General features: G+C 57.7%; 15 protein-coding genes. 4 read left to right on the forward strand and 11 right to left on the reverse strand.

From position 1 onward, the window contains the following. The first annotated feature begins 12 nt into the window (after window positions 1–12). Window positions 13–1212, forward strand: coding sequence for an O-succinylhomoserine sulfhydrylase (locus tag IFT84_RS03540; protein ID WP_192117230.1), 1200 nt, complete (start codon window positions 13–15; stop codon window positions 1210–1212). Window positions 1213–1312: 100 nt separating this feature from the next. Further along, window positions 1313–1705 (forward strand): Co2+/Mg2+ efflux protein ApaG, encoded by a 393-nt coding sequence (gene apaG, locus IFT84_RS03545; RefSeq protein ID WP_192117231.1) that lies wholly within the window; start codon window positions 1313–1315, stop codon window positions 1703–1705. A gap of 34 nt (window positions 1706–1739) precedes the next feature. On the opposite strand, the gene IFT84_RS03550 is transcribed toward apaG, so the two are convergent. The 3 genes from IFT84_RS03550 to IFT84_RS03560 all read right to left on the reverse strand — a co-directional run bounded on the left by IFT84_RS03550 (window position 1740) and on the right by IFT84_RS03560 (window position 5002). Beyond that, complete coding sequence (locus tag IFT84_RS03550) at window positions 1740–2717, reverse strand: Hsp33 family molecular chaperone (protein WP_192117585.1); 978 nt, start codon at window positions 2715–2717, stop codon at window positions 1740–1742. 149 nt (window positions 2718–2866) lie between these two features. Then, entirely contained in the window at window positions 2867–3784 is a 918-nt protein-coding gene (gene argF / locus IFT84_RS03555; protein ID WP_192117232.1) for an ornithine carbamoyltransferase, read from the reverse strand. A gap of 24 nt (window positions 3785–3808) precedes the next feature. Then, window positions 3809–5002 carry an aspartate aminotransferase family protein gene (locus IFT84_RS03560; RefSeq protein ID WP_192117233.1) on the reverse strand — a complete coding sequence of 398 codons (1194 nt, stop codon included), beginning with the start codon at window positions 5000–5002 and terminating at the stop codon, window positions 3809–3811. 477 nt (window positions 5003–5479) lie between these two features. Between IFT84_RS03560 and IFT84_RS03565 the strand changes: the two genes are divergently transcribed. Beyond that, window positions 5480–6001 carry a GcrA family cell cycle regulator gene (locus IFT84_RS03565; RefSeq protein WP_192117234.1) on the forward strand — a complete coding sequence of 174 codons (522 nt, stop codon included), beginning with the start codon at window positions 5480–5482 and terminating at the stop codon, window positions 5999–6001. 130 nt (window positions 6002–6131) lie between these two features. On the opposite strand, the gene phoB is transcribed toward IFT84_RS03565, so the two are convergent. From phoB to phoR, 7 genes are all read right to left on the reverse strand, one after another. Then, window positions 6132–6815, reverse strand: coding sequence for a phosphate regulon transcriptional regulator PhoB (phoB, locus tag IFT84_RS03570; protein WP_192117235.1), 684 nt, complete (start codon window positions 6813–6815; stop codon window positions 6132–6134). A 123-nt stretch (window positions 6816–6938) separates the two neighbouring features. Continuing rightward, a complete protein-coding gene (gene phoU, locus IFT84_RS03575; protein WP_192117236.1) occupies window positions 6939–7652 on the reverse strand; it encodes a phosphate signaling complex protein PhoU in 714 nt (237 codons plus the stop codon). A 44-nt stretch (window positions 7653–7696) separates the two neighbouring features. Further along, entirely contained in the window at window positions 7697–8512 is an 816-nt protein-coding gene (gene pstB / locus IFT84_RS03580; protein ID WP_192117237.1) for a phosphate ABC transporter ATP-binding protein PstB, read from the reverse strand. Window positions 8513–8524: 12 nt separating this feature from the next. Beyond that, window positions 8525–9841, reverse strand: coding sequence for a phosphate ABC transporter permease PstA (pstA, locus tag IFT84_RS03585; RefSeq protein WP_192117238.1), 1317 nt, complete (start codon window positions 9839–9841; stop codon window positions 8525–8527). Beyond that, window positions 9838–11322 (reverse strand): phosphate ABC transporter permease subunit PstC, encoded by a 1485-nt coding sequence (gene pstC, locus IFT84_RS03590; RefSeq protein WP_192117239.1) that lies wholly within the window; start codon window positions 11320–11322, stop codon window positions 9838–9840. The genes pstA and pstC overlap by 4 nt, the downstream gene beginning before the upstream one ends. 183 nt (window positions 11323–11505) lie before the next feature. Next, window positions 11506–12540, reverse strand: coding sequence for a substrate-binding domain-containing protein (locus IFT84_RS03595; RefSeq protein WP_192117240.1), 1035 nt, complete (start codon window positions 12538–12540; stop codon window positions 11506–11508). 159 nt (window positions 12541–12699) lie between these two features. After that, window positions 12700–13974 carry a phosphate regulon sensor histidine kinase PhoR gene (gene phoR, locus IFT84_RS03600; protein ID WP_446737560.1) on the reverse strand — a complete coding sequence of 425 codons (1275 nt, stop codon included), beginning with the start codon at window positions 13972–13974 and terminating at the stop codon, window positions 12700–12702. Between the two features lie 119 nt (window positions 13975–14093). Here phoR and ppk2 point away from each other — a divergent pair, with 119 nt between their 5' ends. Further along, entirely contained in the window at window positions 14094–14987 is an 894-nt protein-coding gene (ppk2, locus tag IFT84_RS03605) for a polyphosphate kinase 2 (RefSeq protein WP_192117242.1), read from the forward strand. 12 nt (window positions 14988–14999) lie between these two features. On the opposite strand, the gene IFT84_RS03610 is transcribed toward ppk2, so the two are convergent. Next, window positions 15000–16049, reverse strand: coding sequence for a biotin transporter BioY (locus IFT84_RS03610; RefSeq protein WP_192117243.1), 1050 nt, complete (start codon window positions 16047–16049; stop codon window positions 15000–15002). Between the last annotated feature and the right edge of the window lie 6 nt (window positions 16050–16055).

Genomic DNA, 16055 nt, shown 5'->3' on the forward strand with positions numbered 1-16055 from the left:
AGCATAATTGGCATGAGCAACACTGGCACAAGTAAGACGTGGCGTCCCGCAACAAAACTGGTTCATGGCGGCACAACCCGCACAGAACATGGCGAAACCTCCGAAGCCCTCTTCCTGACCCAAGGCTTTGTCTACGACTCCTCGGAAGCCGCGGAAGCGCGCTTCAAGGGTGAGACGGACGGGTTCATCTACGCCCGCTATGGCAGCCCCACCAACGACATGTTCGAAAAGCGCATGTGCCTGCTGGAAGGCGCGGAAGAAGCTCGGGCAACAGCCTCCGGCATGGCCGCAGTCACCGCTGCCATCATGTGCCAGTTGAAGGCAGGCGACCATATCGTTGCCGCGCGCGCACTGTTTGGCTCCTGCCGCTGGGTTGTGGAAACGCTCGCACCGAAATACGGTATTGAATGCACGCTGGTCGATGGCCGGTTTCTGGAAAACTGGGAAAAGGCCGTTCAGCCCAACACCAAGGTGTTCTTTCTGGAAAGTCCCACGAACCCCACACTGGAAATCGTGGATATTGCGGGCGTTGCCAAGATTGCCAATGCCATCGGCGCGAAGCTGATTGTGGACAATGTGTTTGCCACCCCGCTGCTGCAAAAGCCGCTGGAACTCGGCGCGCATATCGTCGTCTACTCGGCAACCAAACATATCGATGGTCAGGGTCGCTGCCTCGGCGGGGTTGTGCTGTCGGATAAAGAATGGATTGAAGAGCAGCTTCAGGATTACTTCCGCCACACCGGCCCGGCGCTGTCGCCTTTCAATGCGTGGACATTGTTGAAAGGCATTGAGACATTGCCTCTGCGTGTGAAGGCACAGAGCGAAAATGCGTCCGCCGTTGCTGATTTTCTGGCCGAACAGCCGCAGGTGGCGCGGGTTATCTACCCTGGCCGGAAGGATCACCCGCAGGCCGATATTATTGCACGCCAGATGATGGGCGGTTCAACGCTGGTTGCGTTTGAAATGAAGGGCGGCAAGGCGGCGGCCTTTGCCTTGCAAAACGCGTTGAATGTTGTTCGCATTTCCAACAACCTCGGTGATTCCAAGAGCCTGATTACGCATCCCGCAACCACGACACATAAGAACCTGGCTGAAGAAGCCCGCGTGGAACTGGGCATCTCGCCCGGAACGATCCGCTTCTCGGCTGGCATTGAAGACACAGCGGATCTGATCGACGATTTTGCACGCGCGCTAAAATCCGTTCAGTCCTAGCATGACACAGCCGGGCAGACGCTTGTCCGTCCGGTTGGTCTTGACGCACGGTCATTCCTGATGGATACCACGCTCACGAAAAATGAAAGAGGTATCGCCCATGTACCGTGCGCGGACCCACGATATTGAGGTCACCGTCAGCCCGTTTTATCTGGCGGATCAATCCGATCCCGACGACAGCCGTTTCGTCTGGGGCTATACCATCGTTATTTCCAATTTATCGGATGTCACGGTCAAGCTGGTGTCGCGTTACTGGCATATTACCGATCAAAACGGGCAGGTCGATGAAGTCACCGGGCCGGGCGTGGTGGGCGAGCAGCCTCTGCTGAACCCCGGCGATACCTACGAATACTCGTCCGGCTGCCCACTGGATACGCCCTCCGGCTTTATGTTTGGCCGGTACCAGATGCAAACCGAGGATGGGGCGAGCTTCGAGGTCGATATACCCGCATTTTCGCTGGATTCACCGGGCTTGAACCGAACCCTGAACTAAAAAGGCACCGGATTACGCCGATGCCTTCTGTGTTTCACGCCGGCAGAATTTCCTCTGCCGTGAATGTGTACGTGGTCGAGCAAAACTCACAGGTTACGCTCACCTTGCCATCAACGAGCGTATGCTCGATCTCGTCGGGCGATAGCGCTGCCAGTACGCCCTGCAATCGTTCGCGAGAGCAGGTGCAGCGGTCATAGACGGGTTGCGGTGGATAGACCCGCACACCGCGCTCGTGAAACAGGCGGAACAGCAGCCGTTCCGCGCCCACCATCGGGTCTGTCAGTTCGTCCGTATCCACGGTTTCCACCATGACCTTGGCTTCCGACCAGAGATCGTCCTCCTCGGGCGGCATGCTGTCATCGCCATCGCCACCGGGAAGATCGGCCTGTCGCATGCGCTCTGGCGCTTCCGGCAGAAACTGGGCCACCATGCCGCCAGCGCGCCAGCGATGCCGTGGCTTGCCGTTTTCATCGCGATCGATCAGTTCTGCCACGCCCAGCCGCAACTTGGTCGGAATCTGCTCGGATTGACGAAAGTAGGTTTCAGCAATCTCTTCCAGTGTCGAACCGTCAAGCGGCACGATGCCCTGATAGCGCTGCATGTGCGAGCCCTGATCAATGGTAAAGGCAAGCGTTCCGCGCCCCAGCAGTTCATGGGGCTGGATACGCCCACCTGCTTGTGCTTGTTCAACTGCTTCCGCATTGAAACGGGCATAAGCCCGCACACTTTCCGGCGAGGTATAATCGCAAACCAACAGATCGACCGGTCCATCGCCCTGTGTCTGTACGATCAGCTTGCCTTCAAACTTCAGCGAAGTCCCCAGCAGCACCGTCAGCACAATGGTTTCGGCAACCAGCCGCGCAACGGGTTCAGGATAAGCATGGCGCGCCAGAATTGTATCGAGCAGCGGTCCCAGCTGCACCGCACGGCCGCGCACATCCAGCCCTTCAACCTGAAACGGCAGAACGTGATCGTCCCCGGCAAAATTGAAGGTACCGAGCCCTTCGGTCATGACGTCGCTCATTGTCTCTCCTTCCGTTTCCAAATACGCCACCAAGCGAATTGGAAACAGATTCATCGCCGTTTAACCGGCTGCATTGTGTTTGCTTTGCGTGCTATCACGCCCTCAAATCGGGTCTGAACGGCAAAATTTCAATGGGCTTACAGCGCCCCCAGGCACCACGCCAGAACGGATTTCTGCGCATGAAGCCGGTTTTCTGCCTCATCGAAGACAACGGACTGCGGGCCGTCGATGACCTCATCCGTAACCTCTTCGCCGCGATGGGCGGGCAGGCAGTGCATGAACAGCGCATCGCTACTGGCCTTCGCCATCAGTTCGGAATTGACCTGAAACGGCTGGAAGACGTTATGGCCGCGTGCCCGGTGCTCCTGATTCATGGAGACCCACGTGTCCGTTACCACGCAATCGGCCCCGGCAACGGCTTGCTCAGCATCGTGACACAGCATGACGTTGCCGCCATTGTTGCGCGCCCATTTCAAGTATTTGTCATCAGGCTCCGAGCCAAGCGGAACCGCCATGTTCATGCGATAGCCGAAGCGGGCACTGCCCTCGATCAACGAATGCAGCACATTGTTACCATCGCCTGTCCACGCCACGGTCTTGCCTTCGATGGATCCGCGATGCTCCTCGAAGGTCATGATATCCGCCATGATCTGACAGGGATGTGTGGCGTCCGTCAGCGCATTGATCACCGGCACGGTGGCATGGTCGGCCAGTTCCAGCAACCGGCTGTGATCGGTGGTGCGGATCATGATTGCATCGACATAGCGCGAGAGTACCTTGGCCGTATCACCAATGGTTTCGGCCCGGCCCAACTGCATTTCAATACCTGATAAAAACAGCGTTTCCCCGCCAAGCTGGCGCATGCCGACATCAAACGATACGCGGGTGCGGGTGGACGGCTTTTCGAAAATCATGGCCAGCATCTTGCCCGCGAGCGGCTTATCGGCCGTACCGGCTTTGGTCTGTGCTTTTCGCACTTTCGCGTCCTCCATGATGCTGCGCAGGTCCTGCGCGGTCATTGCGGAAAGATCGAGAAAATGCCGAGGCGAAGCCATGAATGAATCCTGTATGAAAAATGATCAGGCGGCAGCTTGCGATGCACGCACCGTTTGGGCAGCGCGCTCCAGTCGCGCCAACCCTTCACGCGCCTCTTCCGCCGTTATCGTTAGCGGAGGCACGAGGCGGATGACATTATCGCCAGCGGGGATCGCCAGTAGATGCTGGCCGCGAATGGCCTTCAGCAAATCGGCTGCGGGCACAACTGCCTTGACCCCAAGCATCAGCCCTTCACCGCGAATTTCCTCAATAATATCGGGGAAACGATCCTGTAGCGAGGCAAGACCCTGCCGGAAAACCAGCGAAACATCCTGAACATGGGTGAGGAACCCCTCGCCCAGCACGACATCCAGCACGGCATTGCCGACCGCCATGCCCAGCGGATTGCCGCCATAGGTGGACCCGTGTGTGCCAGCGACCATGCCAGCGGCAGCGGCCGCAGTAGCGAGGCAAGCGCCAATCGGGAAACCACCGCCGATGCCCTTGGCGACCGCCATGATATCGGGCTCGATCCCCGACCACTCATGGGCAAAAAGTTTTCCGGTTCTGCCAACGCCGGACTGCACTTCATCCAGGATCAGCAGCAGACCAAGCTCATCGCACAGCGCGCGCAGTTCCTGCAGAAACTCCTTGGGCACAACCCGAATGCCGCTTTCGCCCTGAATGGGTTCGATCAGGATGGCGGCTGTTTCCTCCGTAATCGCATCTTTCAGCGCAGCCATGTCGCCGAACGGCACCTGATAGAAGCCCGGAGCCTTGGGCCCGAACCCCTCCAGATATTTGGCCTGCCCGCCTGCGGCGATAGTGCCGAGCGTGCGCCCGTGGAAGGCCCCGGCAAAAGTAATGATATGAAATTTTTCCGGATGGCCATTGTGAAAATGATAGCGCCGTGCGGTTTTGATGGCGCATTCCAGCGCTTCCGCACCAGAGTTGGTGAAAAACACCTTGTCCGCGAAGGTCGCTTCCGCCAGCCGGCTGGCGAATGTTTCCTGCCCCGGCACCTCGTAAATGTTGGAAACGTGCCAGACCTTATCGGCCTGTGTCTTCAACGCCTCCACGAGATGGGGATGACCATGACCAAGCGAATTGACCGCAACACCGGCACCGAAGTCGAGATAGCGCTCGCCGGTTTCCGTGATCAGCCACACGCCCTCCCCGCGCTCGAACCGCAATGTGGCGCGGGCATATGTATCGTAAAGCGGCGTGGCTTCGGCCATGGCACAAAACTCTCCCTGAGCACCCCGGAATACGGAAAACCGGGCGATGTGACTGCGACAAAGCGATCGCAAAGAACCAAAAAAACCGCCTGAGCGGCGGTGTTGGTACTATTGCGAATTCCGCTGGCCCTGTCAACAAATCACGGATTCCACAGGCATATGCGTGAATTGCAAAAGAGTCACACTGGGGAACCAAGTTGGGGAAAAGAGAAAAATCGATTCGTGAGGATTCGCGGGACTCTTGTCACGGAGTCCCGCGCCGATTAGGTTAACGGCTCGAGAGTTAAGCGGCGGACACGATCTCACTCATCTAGCCTCCCTTCAACCTGAAGTCTTTCAGGCGACGATGGAGGATTCCGCCGTAGGTTAACCCGCACATCCAATGTGCGGGTCGCGCGCTTAAAGGCGCGCAACACAGGTTTCTGACGGTGGTTACCGGGCAGGAACAGGCTATGAAAGCCGGAGCGGAGATACGATATGAACTGGACTGATGAACGGGTGGAAAAACTCAAGAAGCTTTGGGCTGAAGGGTTGAGTGCAAGCCAGATCGCAGCCCAGCTCGGTGGCGTCAGCCGCAACGCCGTTATCGGCAAGGTTCACCGCCTCTGCCTGCCGGGCCGCGCAAAATCCGGTGGCGGCACACCGGCCGCAAAACGCCCCGCCACCCCACGGCCACAGACATTTACAGCCCGCCCCGCAACCGTTGCCGCCAATGCAAATGTTCCCCCACGCACCACTGCCACAGCGGACGTGCAGGACGACATCATTGAGCAAATCGTTGAAGAGGTTGCTGTACCGGTTGTCACCGGCGCCGTTCCGGCGGCGCGCTGCCTTGAACTGACCGAATTGACGGACCGCACCTGCAAGTGGCCGATTGGTGACCCGCTGAAAGAAGAATTTCATTTCTGCGGAAACGACGCGCCGGAAGCATCCCCCTATTGCAGCTACCATGCCCGCCTGGCTTATCAGCCTTCTTCCGAGCGCCGCCGCTCGCGCTAAAGCATTTCCAGTAAAAGCGGGACCGCTTTCTTGCTTGGACAATGCTTGAAACAAAAGATTAGAGCATACCAGTTCGCCAAAAAGCCGCCGTTGATGCACTCAACGGCGGCTTTTTTAATGAAACGGCAAATCAGCCTTCCAGCGAGTACCCAGCTCCGCGCACAGTGCGGATTACGTCCGGCATGGTTGAAAAATTCAGGGCTTTGCGCAGCCGCCCGACATGCACATCAACGGTACGTTCATCCACATAGATATCATGGCCCCACACGCCATCCAGCAATTGCGACCGTGAAAACACACGACCGGGTGATGCCATCAGAAACTCCAGCAGACGAAACTCCGTTGGACCCAACCGCACTTCCCGACTTTTGCGGTGAACACGATGCGTTTCACGATCCAGTTCTACATCCCCGCATCGCAGCATGGTGGACAGCATTTCCGGCTTGGCGCGGCGCAGCATCGCCTTGACCCGCGCCATCAGTTCCGGCGTGGAAAAAGGTTTTACCACGTAGTCGTCGGCGCCGGTTGCAAGCCCCCGCACACGCTCGCTTTCCTCACCGCGTGCCGTCAGCATGATGATGGGCAAGCGCTGCGTATCTTCCCGCTGGCGCAAGCGGCGGCACAGCTCGATGCCGGACACGCCGGGCAGCATCCAGTCCAGAATCGCCAGATCAGGAACGCGCTCGCGAAAGCGAACCTCCGCCTCGTCTCCACGCAAAATGGTGTCGACGTCGTAGCCTTCCGCCTCCAGGTTATATCGAAGCAGGACGCTCAGCGCCTCTTCGTCTTCAACAACCGCAATTCTCGGCAACATACTCTGTCTCTATCCTGAATATCAGAGCATTCGCGGTGAACACATATGCACCTTCAACGCCCTGATTCTTTGTTTCACCGCATTGTCCGACGCCGAAGCAATCACGCTCTGGCTGGAAATGCTCTAAGTGGGCATGGTGTTGAGTGATGTCGTCGTGTCGTCCTTCGGACGTTCGCCAACAGGCTGCGCGCCGGTCGCCATATAGAAAATGGTTTCGGCAATATTGGTCGCATGGTCGCCAATGCGCTCGATGTTCTTGGCGCAGAACAGCAGGTGCGTGCAGGGCGTGATGTTGCGCGGATCTTCCATCATGTAGGTCAGAAGCTCGCGGAACAGCGCCGTATAGACTGCGTCGATCTCCTCATCGCGCTCGCGAATGCCATTGGCTTTTTCCGGCGAGCGCGAAGCGTAGACATCCAGCACTTCCTTCAACTGGGCCGATGCCAGTTCCGACAGATGCTCCAGCCCGCGGGTCAATGTGCGGGGCAGCGTCGAGTCGGACACCGCCAGCACGCGCTTTGCCGTGTTCTTGCCGAGGTCGCCGACACGCTCCAGATCGGCGGCAATGCGGATCGACCCGATAATCTCGCGGAGATCGGCCGCCATTGGCTGGCGCTTGGCAATCGTTACGATGGCTTTCTCGCCGATCTGGCGCTCGGCTTCATCCAGTATCGGATCGTCGGAGATAACCTTCTGGGCAAGCACCGTGTCGGAGTTGACCAGCGCCCGCACGGCGTCCGCCGCCATCCGCTCAGCCACTCCGCCCATTTCGGAAATGCGGCGGGACAGGTATTTCAGTTCCTCGTCATAGGCCGAAACAATGTGACTTGATGACATTTCGTTTTCCTTCAAACAGGGGGCGGATGGCGATCCGAGGTGCGTCAGCCGAACCGGCCCATAATGTAGTCCTGCGTGCGCTGATCGTCAGGATTGGTGAACATCTTGTCCGTGTCGTTTTCCTCGACCAGATTGCCCATGTGGAACATGGCCGTGCGCTGCGATACGCGCGCTGCCTGCTGCATGGAGTGGGTCACGATCACAATCGTATAGTTGGCGCGCAGCTCGTGGATCAGCTCTTCCACGCGCGCTGTCGCAATCGGGTCCAACGCCGAACAGGGCTCGTCCATCAAGATGACTTCCGGGCTGACCGCCACCGCACGGGCGATGCACAGGCGCTGCTGCTGGCCACCGGACAGGCCCGTTCCCGGCTCGTTCAAGCGATCCTTGACCTCATTGAACAGACCCGCCTTTTGCAGGCTCGACTCCACGATCTGGTCCATTTCCGATTTTGTACGGGCAAGGCCGTGGATACGCGGGCCGTAGGCGACGTTCTCATAGATGCTTTTCGGAAATGGATTGGGCTTCTGGAAAACCATGCCGACCCTGGCCCGCAGTTCCACCACATCAATAGCGCTGTCGTAGATGTTCTGCTCGTCCAGCGTGATCAGGCCGGTCACGCGGCAATGATCGATGGTATCGTTCATGCGGTTCAGACACCGCAAAAACGTGGATTTACCACAGCCGGACGGGCCGATCAGCGCCGTTACGGTGTTTTGACGGACGTTCAGGTTGACGTCGAACAAGGCGCGCTTGTCGCCGTAATAGACGGATACATCCTTGCCGATCATCTTCAACGGGGTGGTATTCATTTTTGCGTCCAGCGCCTTTTCCAGTGCAGTGTCGGTTATAATATTCATTGTGTTTCACTCCTACCAGCGGCGCTCGAAACGACGGCGAAGAAGAATTGCACCCATATTCATCACCACCAGAAACAGCAGAAGAACAATGATGGCACCCGAGGTCCGCTCGACAAACGCGCGCTCCGCCTCATTGGCCCACATGTAGATTTGTACCGGTAATGCAGTCGATGGTTCCATAGGCGAGCCCGGATAATCGACGACGAAGGCCACCATGCCGATCAACAACAGTGGCGCTGTTTCGCCCAGTGCGTGGGCCAGACCGATGATGGTGCCGGTCAAAATGCCGGGCGCGGCGAGCGGCAGGACGTGATGAAAGATCGTCTGCATCTTGGACGCGCCAAGACCGAGCGCTGCGGCGCGGATGGACGGCGGCACCGCCTTCAACGCCGCCCGTGTGGCGATGATGATGGTTGGCAGCGTCATCAGCGTGAGCACGAGGGCGCCCACCAGTGCGGCGGACCGCGGCATTCCCGCAAAGTTGATGAAGATCGACAGGCCCAGCAGACCGTAGACAATGGAGGGGACTGCGGCCAGATTGTTGATATTGACCTCGATCAGGTCGGTCAGGCGGTTTTTCGGCGCGAACTCTTCCAGGTAAATGGAGGCCGCCACGCCAATCGGCAGCGCCAGCACAAGGACGATCAACATCATGTAAAGCGAGCCGACAAAGGCAACACCAATGCCTGCAGCCTCCGGACGGCTGGATGCACCGGAGGTAAACAAGCCTGTATTGAACGACTTTTGTAGAACACCGGCTTCGGAAAGCTGCTTCATCCATCCCAACTGACGGTCGTTTACCTTGCGGCTCGTTTCCGCCACGGAAAGGTCGATCTGACCTTTGTTCGCCGAGTCGATATTTGCGTCCGCCAGAAGCGTAACCGTCTGTGTCGTGCCGATGATCGTGGGATCCGCCATGACAAGATCACGCAACTGCGTGCGGGCGCTGGCGGAAACAAGGGCGCTCACACTGCGCACGGCCACGCGGTCCGATGGATTGACGCCGAGGGCTTTGACCAGAGCATCACGCGCCAGAAGCGGATAATTGGCCGCCTGCAATATTTTAGGATCGGTCTCACGCTGGTTACGAGGATCGATAATTTCAGCACTGAACGTCACCGGAATGGTGATGGTTGTCTGCTGAAAGGCTGTGTAGCCTTTAGAAAAGACGGACCAGAGCAACAGCGCAAGGAAGATGATGCCGAGCGCAATGGCCAGCATTCCGTAGAGGCGGAACCGGCGTTCTGCAGCGTAACGGCGCTTGATACCGATATCGCGACGCGGGGTGACCGATGAGCGGGCAACGGATGGAGTGTCCAGGACGGTCATTCGTATTGTTCCCGGTATTTGCGCACAATATACAGCGCGTAGATGTTAAGGCAAAGCGTGATGACAAACAGGGTGATGCCAAGAGCAAAGGCAACCAGCGTTTGAGGGGATGTAAACTCAAGGTCGCCGGTCAACTGGTTGACGATTTTCACAGTGACCGTGGTCATCGGCTCAAACGGGTTGAGCTGCATGCGCGCGGCAACACCTGCTGCCAGCACCACAATCATGGTTTCACCCACGGCCCGCGAGGCCGTCAGCAGCAGCGCACCAACGATACCCGGCAAGGCGGCCGGCAGGATGACACGCTTGATCGTTTCAGAGCGCGTGGCACCGAGGCCCAGTGAGCCATCCCGCATCGCGCGCGGCACCTGCGTAATGATATCATCCGATAGCGACGATACGAACGGGATGAGCATGATGCCCATGACCAGACCGGCGGTCAGCACGCTTTGCGCCTGAATGAAGCTTTGATAATTGCCCGTTACCAGCCCGTTGAGGTTTGCCGACAGATCGCGCAGAAACGGCCCGACGGTGATCAGCGCGAAGAAGCCGTAGACGATGGACGGAATGCCTGCCAGCACCTCCAGCAGCGGCTTTGCCGTGGAGCGCAGCATCGGGCTTGCGTATTCCGCCATGTAGATGGCTGCGAACAGACCGATGGGTACCGCAAACAGCATGGCGACAAAGGCGATATAGAGCGTTCCGGCGAGCAGCGGCAGAAGTCCGAACTGCCCTGCGGAATTGGCATTGCCTGCCGCCGAGAAGCGTGGATCCCAGACCGTGCCGAAGAAGAACTCGGATGGCGAAACGGACGCAAAGAACCTTAGCGTTTCCGACAACATGGAGCCGACGATCCCGACCGTCGTCAAGATTGCGATACAGGAGGCAGCAATCAGCGCCACCAGAATAACCCGCTCCACACCATTGCGCGCGCGAAACCGTGCCGCGATGCGCCGCAGCCCAAAAGCAGCTCCAAGAAGGCCGACGAGGAGGACCACACCGGTCATCGCCATACGGCTCGTGGCGTTCAAGGCATTGTAATCTTCCGCAGCGGCAACCATCGCCGGGTCGGTTTCACTGGCAAGCGGAACGCCGCGTGCGCCAAGAATTTCGCGCAGATTGATCTCACCGGCTTTCGCACGGGCAAGTTCTTCCGGTGTTAGTTTGGTCAATCCACCGGCAATCGCGCGCACGGTGCCAAATGTCAGGTTGCCAGTGGCAACGCTGATTTCCTGCGTCGTTTCAGACAACGAGGTTTTGACAGCCTTCTCAACGACGATTGGCGCTGCAATCAACCAGACGACAAGAACCGCCAAGGCTGGCAGCATGGCACAGATGGCCGCGTAAGCACCGTAATAGACCGGACGCGAATGCATGTTGGAGAGCTTGCCTTGCGACAACGTCACTGCGCGCGCGCGACCAACAAGGTAGGTTACGATACCCAGCCCGATGATGATCATAATGATGGCGGATGTGGTCATGGTCCCTCCCCCCGAACGGGGGCCCTTGAGGTCTTGTTTGTCTAAGTCTTGGCGCATTATCCAGACGTAAAAGCCATTCAGCTCTTACTGGAAATGCTCTATGCGCCCCACCAGACATGCCAAGACGCGGATATTCCAGAAGGAGAAGCGTGGCACTGTCCGTGCCACGCTTCTGATTTGCAGTTAGAGAGTCTTGCCAGCTTCGAAGTCAGCGCGGGTCTTTTCACGTTCAGCATCAGGGGCTGCAACCAGACCGTAGTCGGCCAGCGGTGAGTCCTGACCAACCATCTGGTCGCTGGTGAAGAACTCGACATATTCCTTCAGGCCGGGGATAACGCCGAGGTGAGCCTTCTTCACGTAGAAGAACAGCGGACGCGATACCGGGTATTCTCCGGAAGCAATCGTTTCGGCAGAAGGAACGATACCGTTAACGGTTGCAACTTTCAGCTTGTCGGCATTGTTTTCAAAGAAGGACAGGCCGAATACGCCAACGCCAGTCTTGTTGGATGCGATGCGGGCGAGAGTTTCGGTGTAATCGCCATCGATATCGACAGCCTTGCCATCCTTGCGCACAGCAATGCACTTGGAAGCCGCTTCCTTCTTATCGCTGATCAGACCCTTGATGGCCTCAGCCGCACCCGCTTCTTCACAACCGTGGGCCAGCATTTTTTCTTCAAACACTTCGCGTGTGCCGTGCTTTTCGCCGGGGATGTAAGCGGCGATTTCAGCGTCTGGCAGATTTGGGTTGACCTGCGACCACTTCGTGTTGGGGTTGGCAACGAGCTTGCCATCGACAACGACTTCAGCAGCCAGAGCGAGGTAGAGGTCCTTCGGGGTCAGGGCCAGATCAGCATTGCTTGCATCGGTTGCAAACACGATGCCGTCATAACCAATCTTGATTTCCTGAATGTCGGTGACGCCAGCGCCCTTGCAGGCTTCAACTTCGCTGGACTTGATGGGACGCGAGGAATTCGCAATATCGATTGTCGTTGGGCCAACGCCACGGCAGAATTCTTTCAAACCACCGGATGAGCCGCCGGATTCAACGATCGGCGTCTTGAAGTCTGGGTAGGTTTCGCCAAAAGTTTCGGCAACAATCTTTGCGTAGGGCAGAACCGTGGAGGATCCAGCAATCTGAATTTGATCACGTGCGATGGCCGAGCCAGCGAAGGCAGCCGATACACACAAGGCAGCAACAGTCAATTTTACAGCGTTCATCATAGTCTCCCGTCAGAGCCGCCCGAATGGTGGCTTGGCACTCACTTAGCGCCTGATCCACCGTGGTTTTATGTCATTTTGACAAAACTTTTATGACAGACTAAGCGATTGAAATTGTTAGATTAATCAGATTAACGCTGGAATCGGCTGCATTTCCTGTCAAAAACGGACGGTGAAGCTTGCCCCTTTTCCCGTATCGGACTGAACGACGAGCCGTGCGCGGTGGCGGGTCAGAATATGCTTGACGATGGCCAGACCCAACCCCGTTCCCTTCTTGGAGCGGCTGGCTTCGACATTCACCCGATAGAACCGCTCCGTGATACGCGGCACGTATTCCTGGGGTATGCCGGGCCCGTAATCGCGCACCAGAACATCTCCATGGCCGGGCCCGCTCGTGGACAGGATCACGTCAACTTTTCCACCTTCCTGTCCGTATTTGCAGGCGTTTTCGATGAGGTTTTCGAACACCTGTGTCAGTTCATCGCGATCCCCGCGCACAATCAGCGGCTGGTCTGGCAGATGCAGGTCTATGGATACATTGACCTCCTCGGCCAACGGCGTCAGGGCATCCCGAACAGACGCAATCAGCGGGGCCAGATCAATATCCTCGTCCGGCGGAATATGCGCTTTTAATTCCAGCCGGGAGAGTGACAGAAGATCATCCACAAGGCGGCTCATCCGTGTTGCCTGCTCATGCATGATGGACAGGAATCGGTCACGCGCCTTGGGATCGTTGCGCGCGGGGCCCTGCAAGGTTTCAATAAAGCCACGAAGGGACGCCAGAGGCGTGCGCAACTCGTGGCTGGCATTGGCAACAAAATCCGACCGCATCTTTTCCATCCGACGTGCCTGCGACACATCACGGTAGGACAGTGCGAACAGTCGCTCGCGGCTACCATCGCTGAGGATGCAAATCACAGGCGCAATACGCACGATATGCACCGAATCGAGCGGCGAAACCGAGACATGCTCCATCTGTCCAACAGCCCCCTCGGCCATAGCGCCACGCACCATGTCCAGCACATCGGGGTCACGCACGCGGGTGGACAGGTAGGTGCCAACCGCCATATGACCGAACAGTTTTTCAGCAGCGAGATTCTGTAGCCGAAGCGTTTCATCGGCTCCGACAATTAGCACTGGCATATCCATGGCATTGAGGATGGCGAGAGCCGCATCGAGTGATGGACGGGCCGGTAGCACCGGAAGACTGATGGGAGGGCTGCTCCGGACAACTACCCGGTCATCCAGAGGTTCCGTCGAACCAAACAACACTGCAAGCGCTATTGCAAGCCAGCCGAAAACTACAGCCGTTGGCTGCACGCCGTTCCATAGGGCCAGCGCCGCAACCAGAAGCGCGATCATCAGTACAATTTTTTCGCGCCAAAGCCGCGTGGCGCTATGCCTCAACCAGTCCGTTCCGCTCCAGTCCGTCAATCCTCGCTCCCTTTGAAAAGAATTGTATATCATCACCATGTGACATGTTTGCTAGCTATTCTTAATGCTTGCCTGCGCTAAATGTCTTGCAGATAGACACCGAGGCTGGAGTAGATTCCGTGGCAAAAAAGACTGATAGCCGGGCCGTTTCGCTCGTCATCGATGGAAAGAAACGCATCTTCGATATTGATGATCCCGTTCTGCCATCCTGGATTTCCGACTCCGCCTTTGCCAGCGATGATTTTCCCCACAAGAAAAAGCTAAGCAGCGAATCCTATTCCGAATCGCTCGAGAAGTTGCAGATCGAACTGATCAAGGTGCAGTTCTGGTTGCAGGCCACCGGCAAACGCATCATTGCGCTGTTTGAAGGACGAGATGCTGCTGGCAAGGGTGGTGCTATCAATGCCATCACCAACGCGATCAACCCGCGCATGGCGCGCATCGTTGCGTTGACAAAGCCGACAGAGACCGAAGCAGGCCAGTGGTACTATCAGCGTTACATTGCAGAGTTTCCCTCGGCGGGCGAGTTCATTCTGTTTGATCGTTCATGGTACAATCGGGCAGGCGTCGAGCCGGTCATGGGGTTTTGCACGCCGGAGCAGTATGAGCTGTTTTTGAAGCAGACACCACGATTCGAGCATCTGATTGCGGACGATGGCATTATCTTCTTCAAATTCTGGCTGAACATCGGTCAGGAAATGCAGTTGAAGCGTTTCCACGACCGCCGACACGATCCGCTGAAAATCTGGAAACTGTCGCCCATGGACATTGCCAGCCTGTCAAAGTGGGACGACTACTCCGCCAAGCGCGACCGTATGCTGAAGGAAACCCACACGGAGTTTGCGCCCTGGACAGTGGTGCGCGCCAATGACAAACGCCGCGCCCGGCTTAATCTTATCCGGCATATGCTGCACAGCATGGATTATGACAACAAGGACAAGGGTGCGATCGGCGACATCGACCACACGATTCTCGGTTTCGGTCCTCACTTTTTGCGCAAAAGCGAAGACTGAGACCAACGATAATCAGGAGCCGGGCAGAACTCGAACGCTGAACAGATCCAGCGCATTGCCGCTGCCGGAGACATCACTGTTGATCACCAGATGTCCCGGCGTCGTGGGTGCGGTTGTTTCGCTGAAACTCACCTGAAACAGCATATCGACCCGCTCATCGGCGGCGTTGAAGCGGTGCCGCTCGCAGCTTCCGAGCGTGGAAAACTCACACTCGACGTAGAACTGGGTCGGCTTTCCGTTGGCGGATTTGACCGTCAACGCAAGGGTTGAGGTCTTGCCTGCCATCTGGCCCAGAACAGCCGCTGGAATCGGAATCTGCACCTCGCCATTCTGGTCGGCTGTGGTGGACGTGATGCGGGCTGCCTGGCCCGTATCGTCATTGACCATTTCCACCCGTGCGCCGCCGCGTGTTTCCACGCTGCCTGCATCGCCGGGCGTATAGGCGGGCACCCAATCCCCGGTAAATCCAGCCTGCCCGGCCAAGGGTTTGGGACCGGCATTCCCATCGAAACTGTCGGGCTGCAATTGGGTCGGCGGGTTGGCAACGCCCGTATCGCGCTCGGCAGCCGATTTCAGCAGTCCGCTGGACTGCACCCACCATGCCGCCGCGCCGAAGGCCGCAAGCAGCGTTGCAACCACCAGAAGCAAGGAAAAGAACGGACGGCGCTTTTTGCGCGCAGGCTTGACCGCCCGCACTGCTTCCACAGTGTGCACGTTACCGCGGGTCTCCGCCGCTGGCGCTGCGTAGGCAGCCGGTTCGTCGGCACGCTCGGCCACGACACTGTCCAGACCACCGTCGACGCTTTGGTCGTCCTCGTCCGTCAGGCGGATTTCCGGATCTATGACACCCAGAGCTGCGCGTTCCTGCTCCTCGATATCGCGGATGGTTGATTCCAGCCGATGGCGCTGTTCGGTAATGACGCGTTGATCGGTAATGTTCTGTTTGCGTAGACCCGCCTCCAGCGCGCTGCGCGCCGACTGATAGATGCGGGCCCGGGTTTCGGGATTGCTGCGCTCGGATTTATCAAGCGCGTTTCTGATTGCCGTTTCCAGTCCGCTCACGTCTGT

It is taken from the genome of Rhizobium sp. CFBP 8762 (assembly GCF_014841565.1).
Lineage (GTDB): Bacteria > Pseudomonadota > Alphaproteobacteria > Rhizobiales > Rhizobiaceae > CFBP-8762.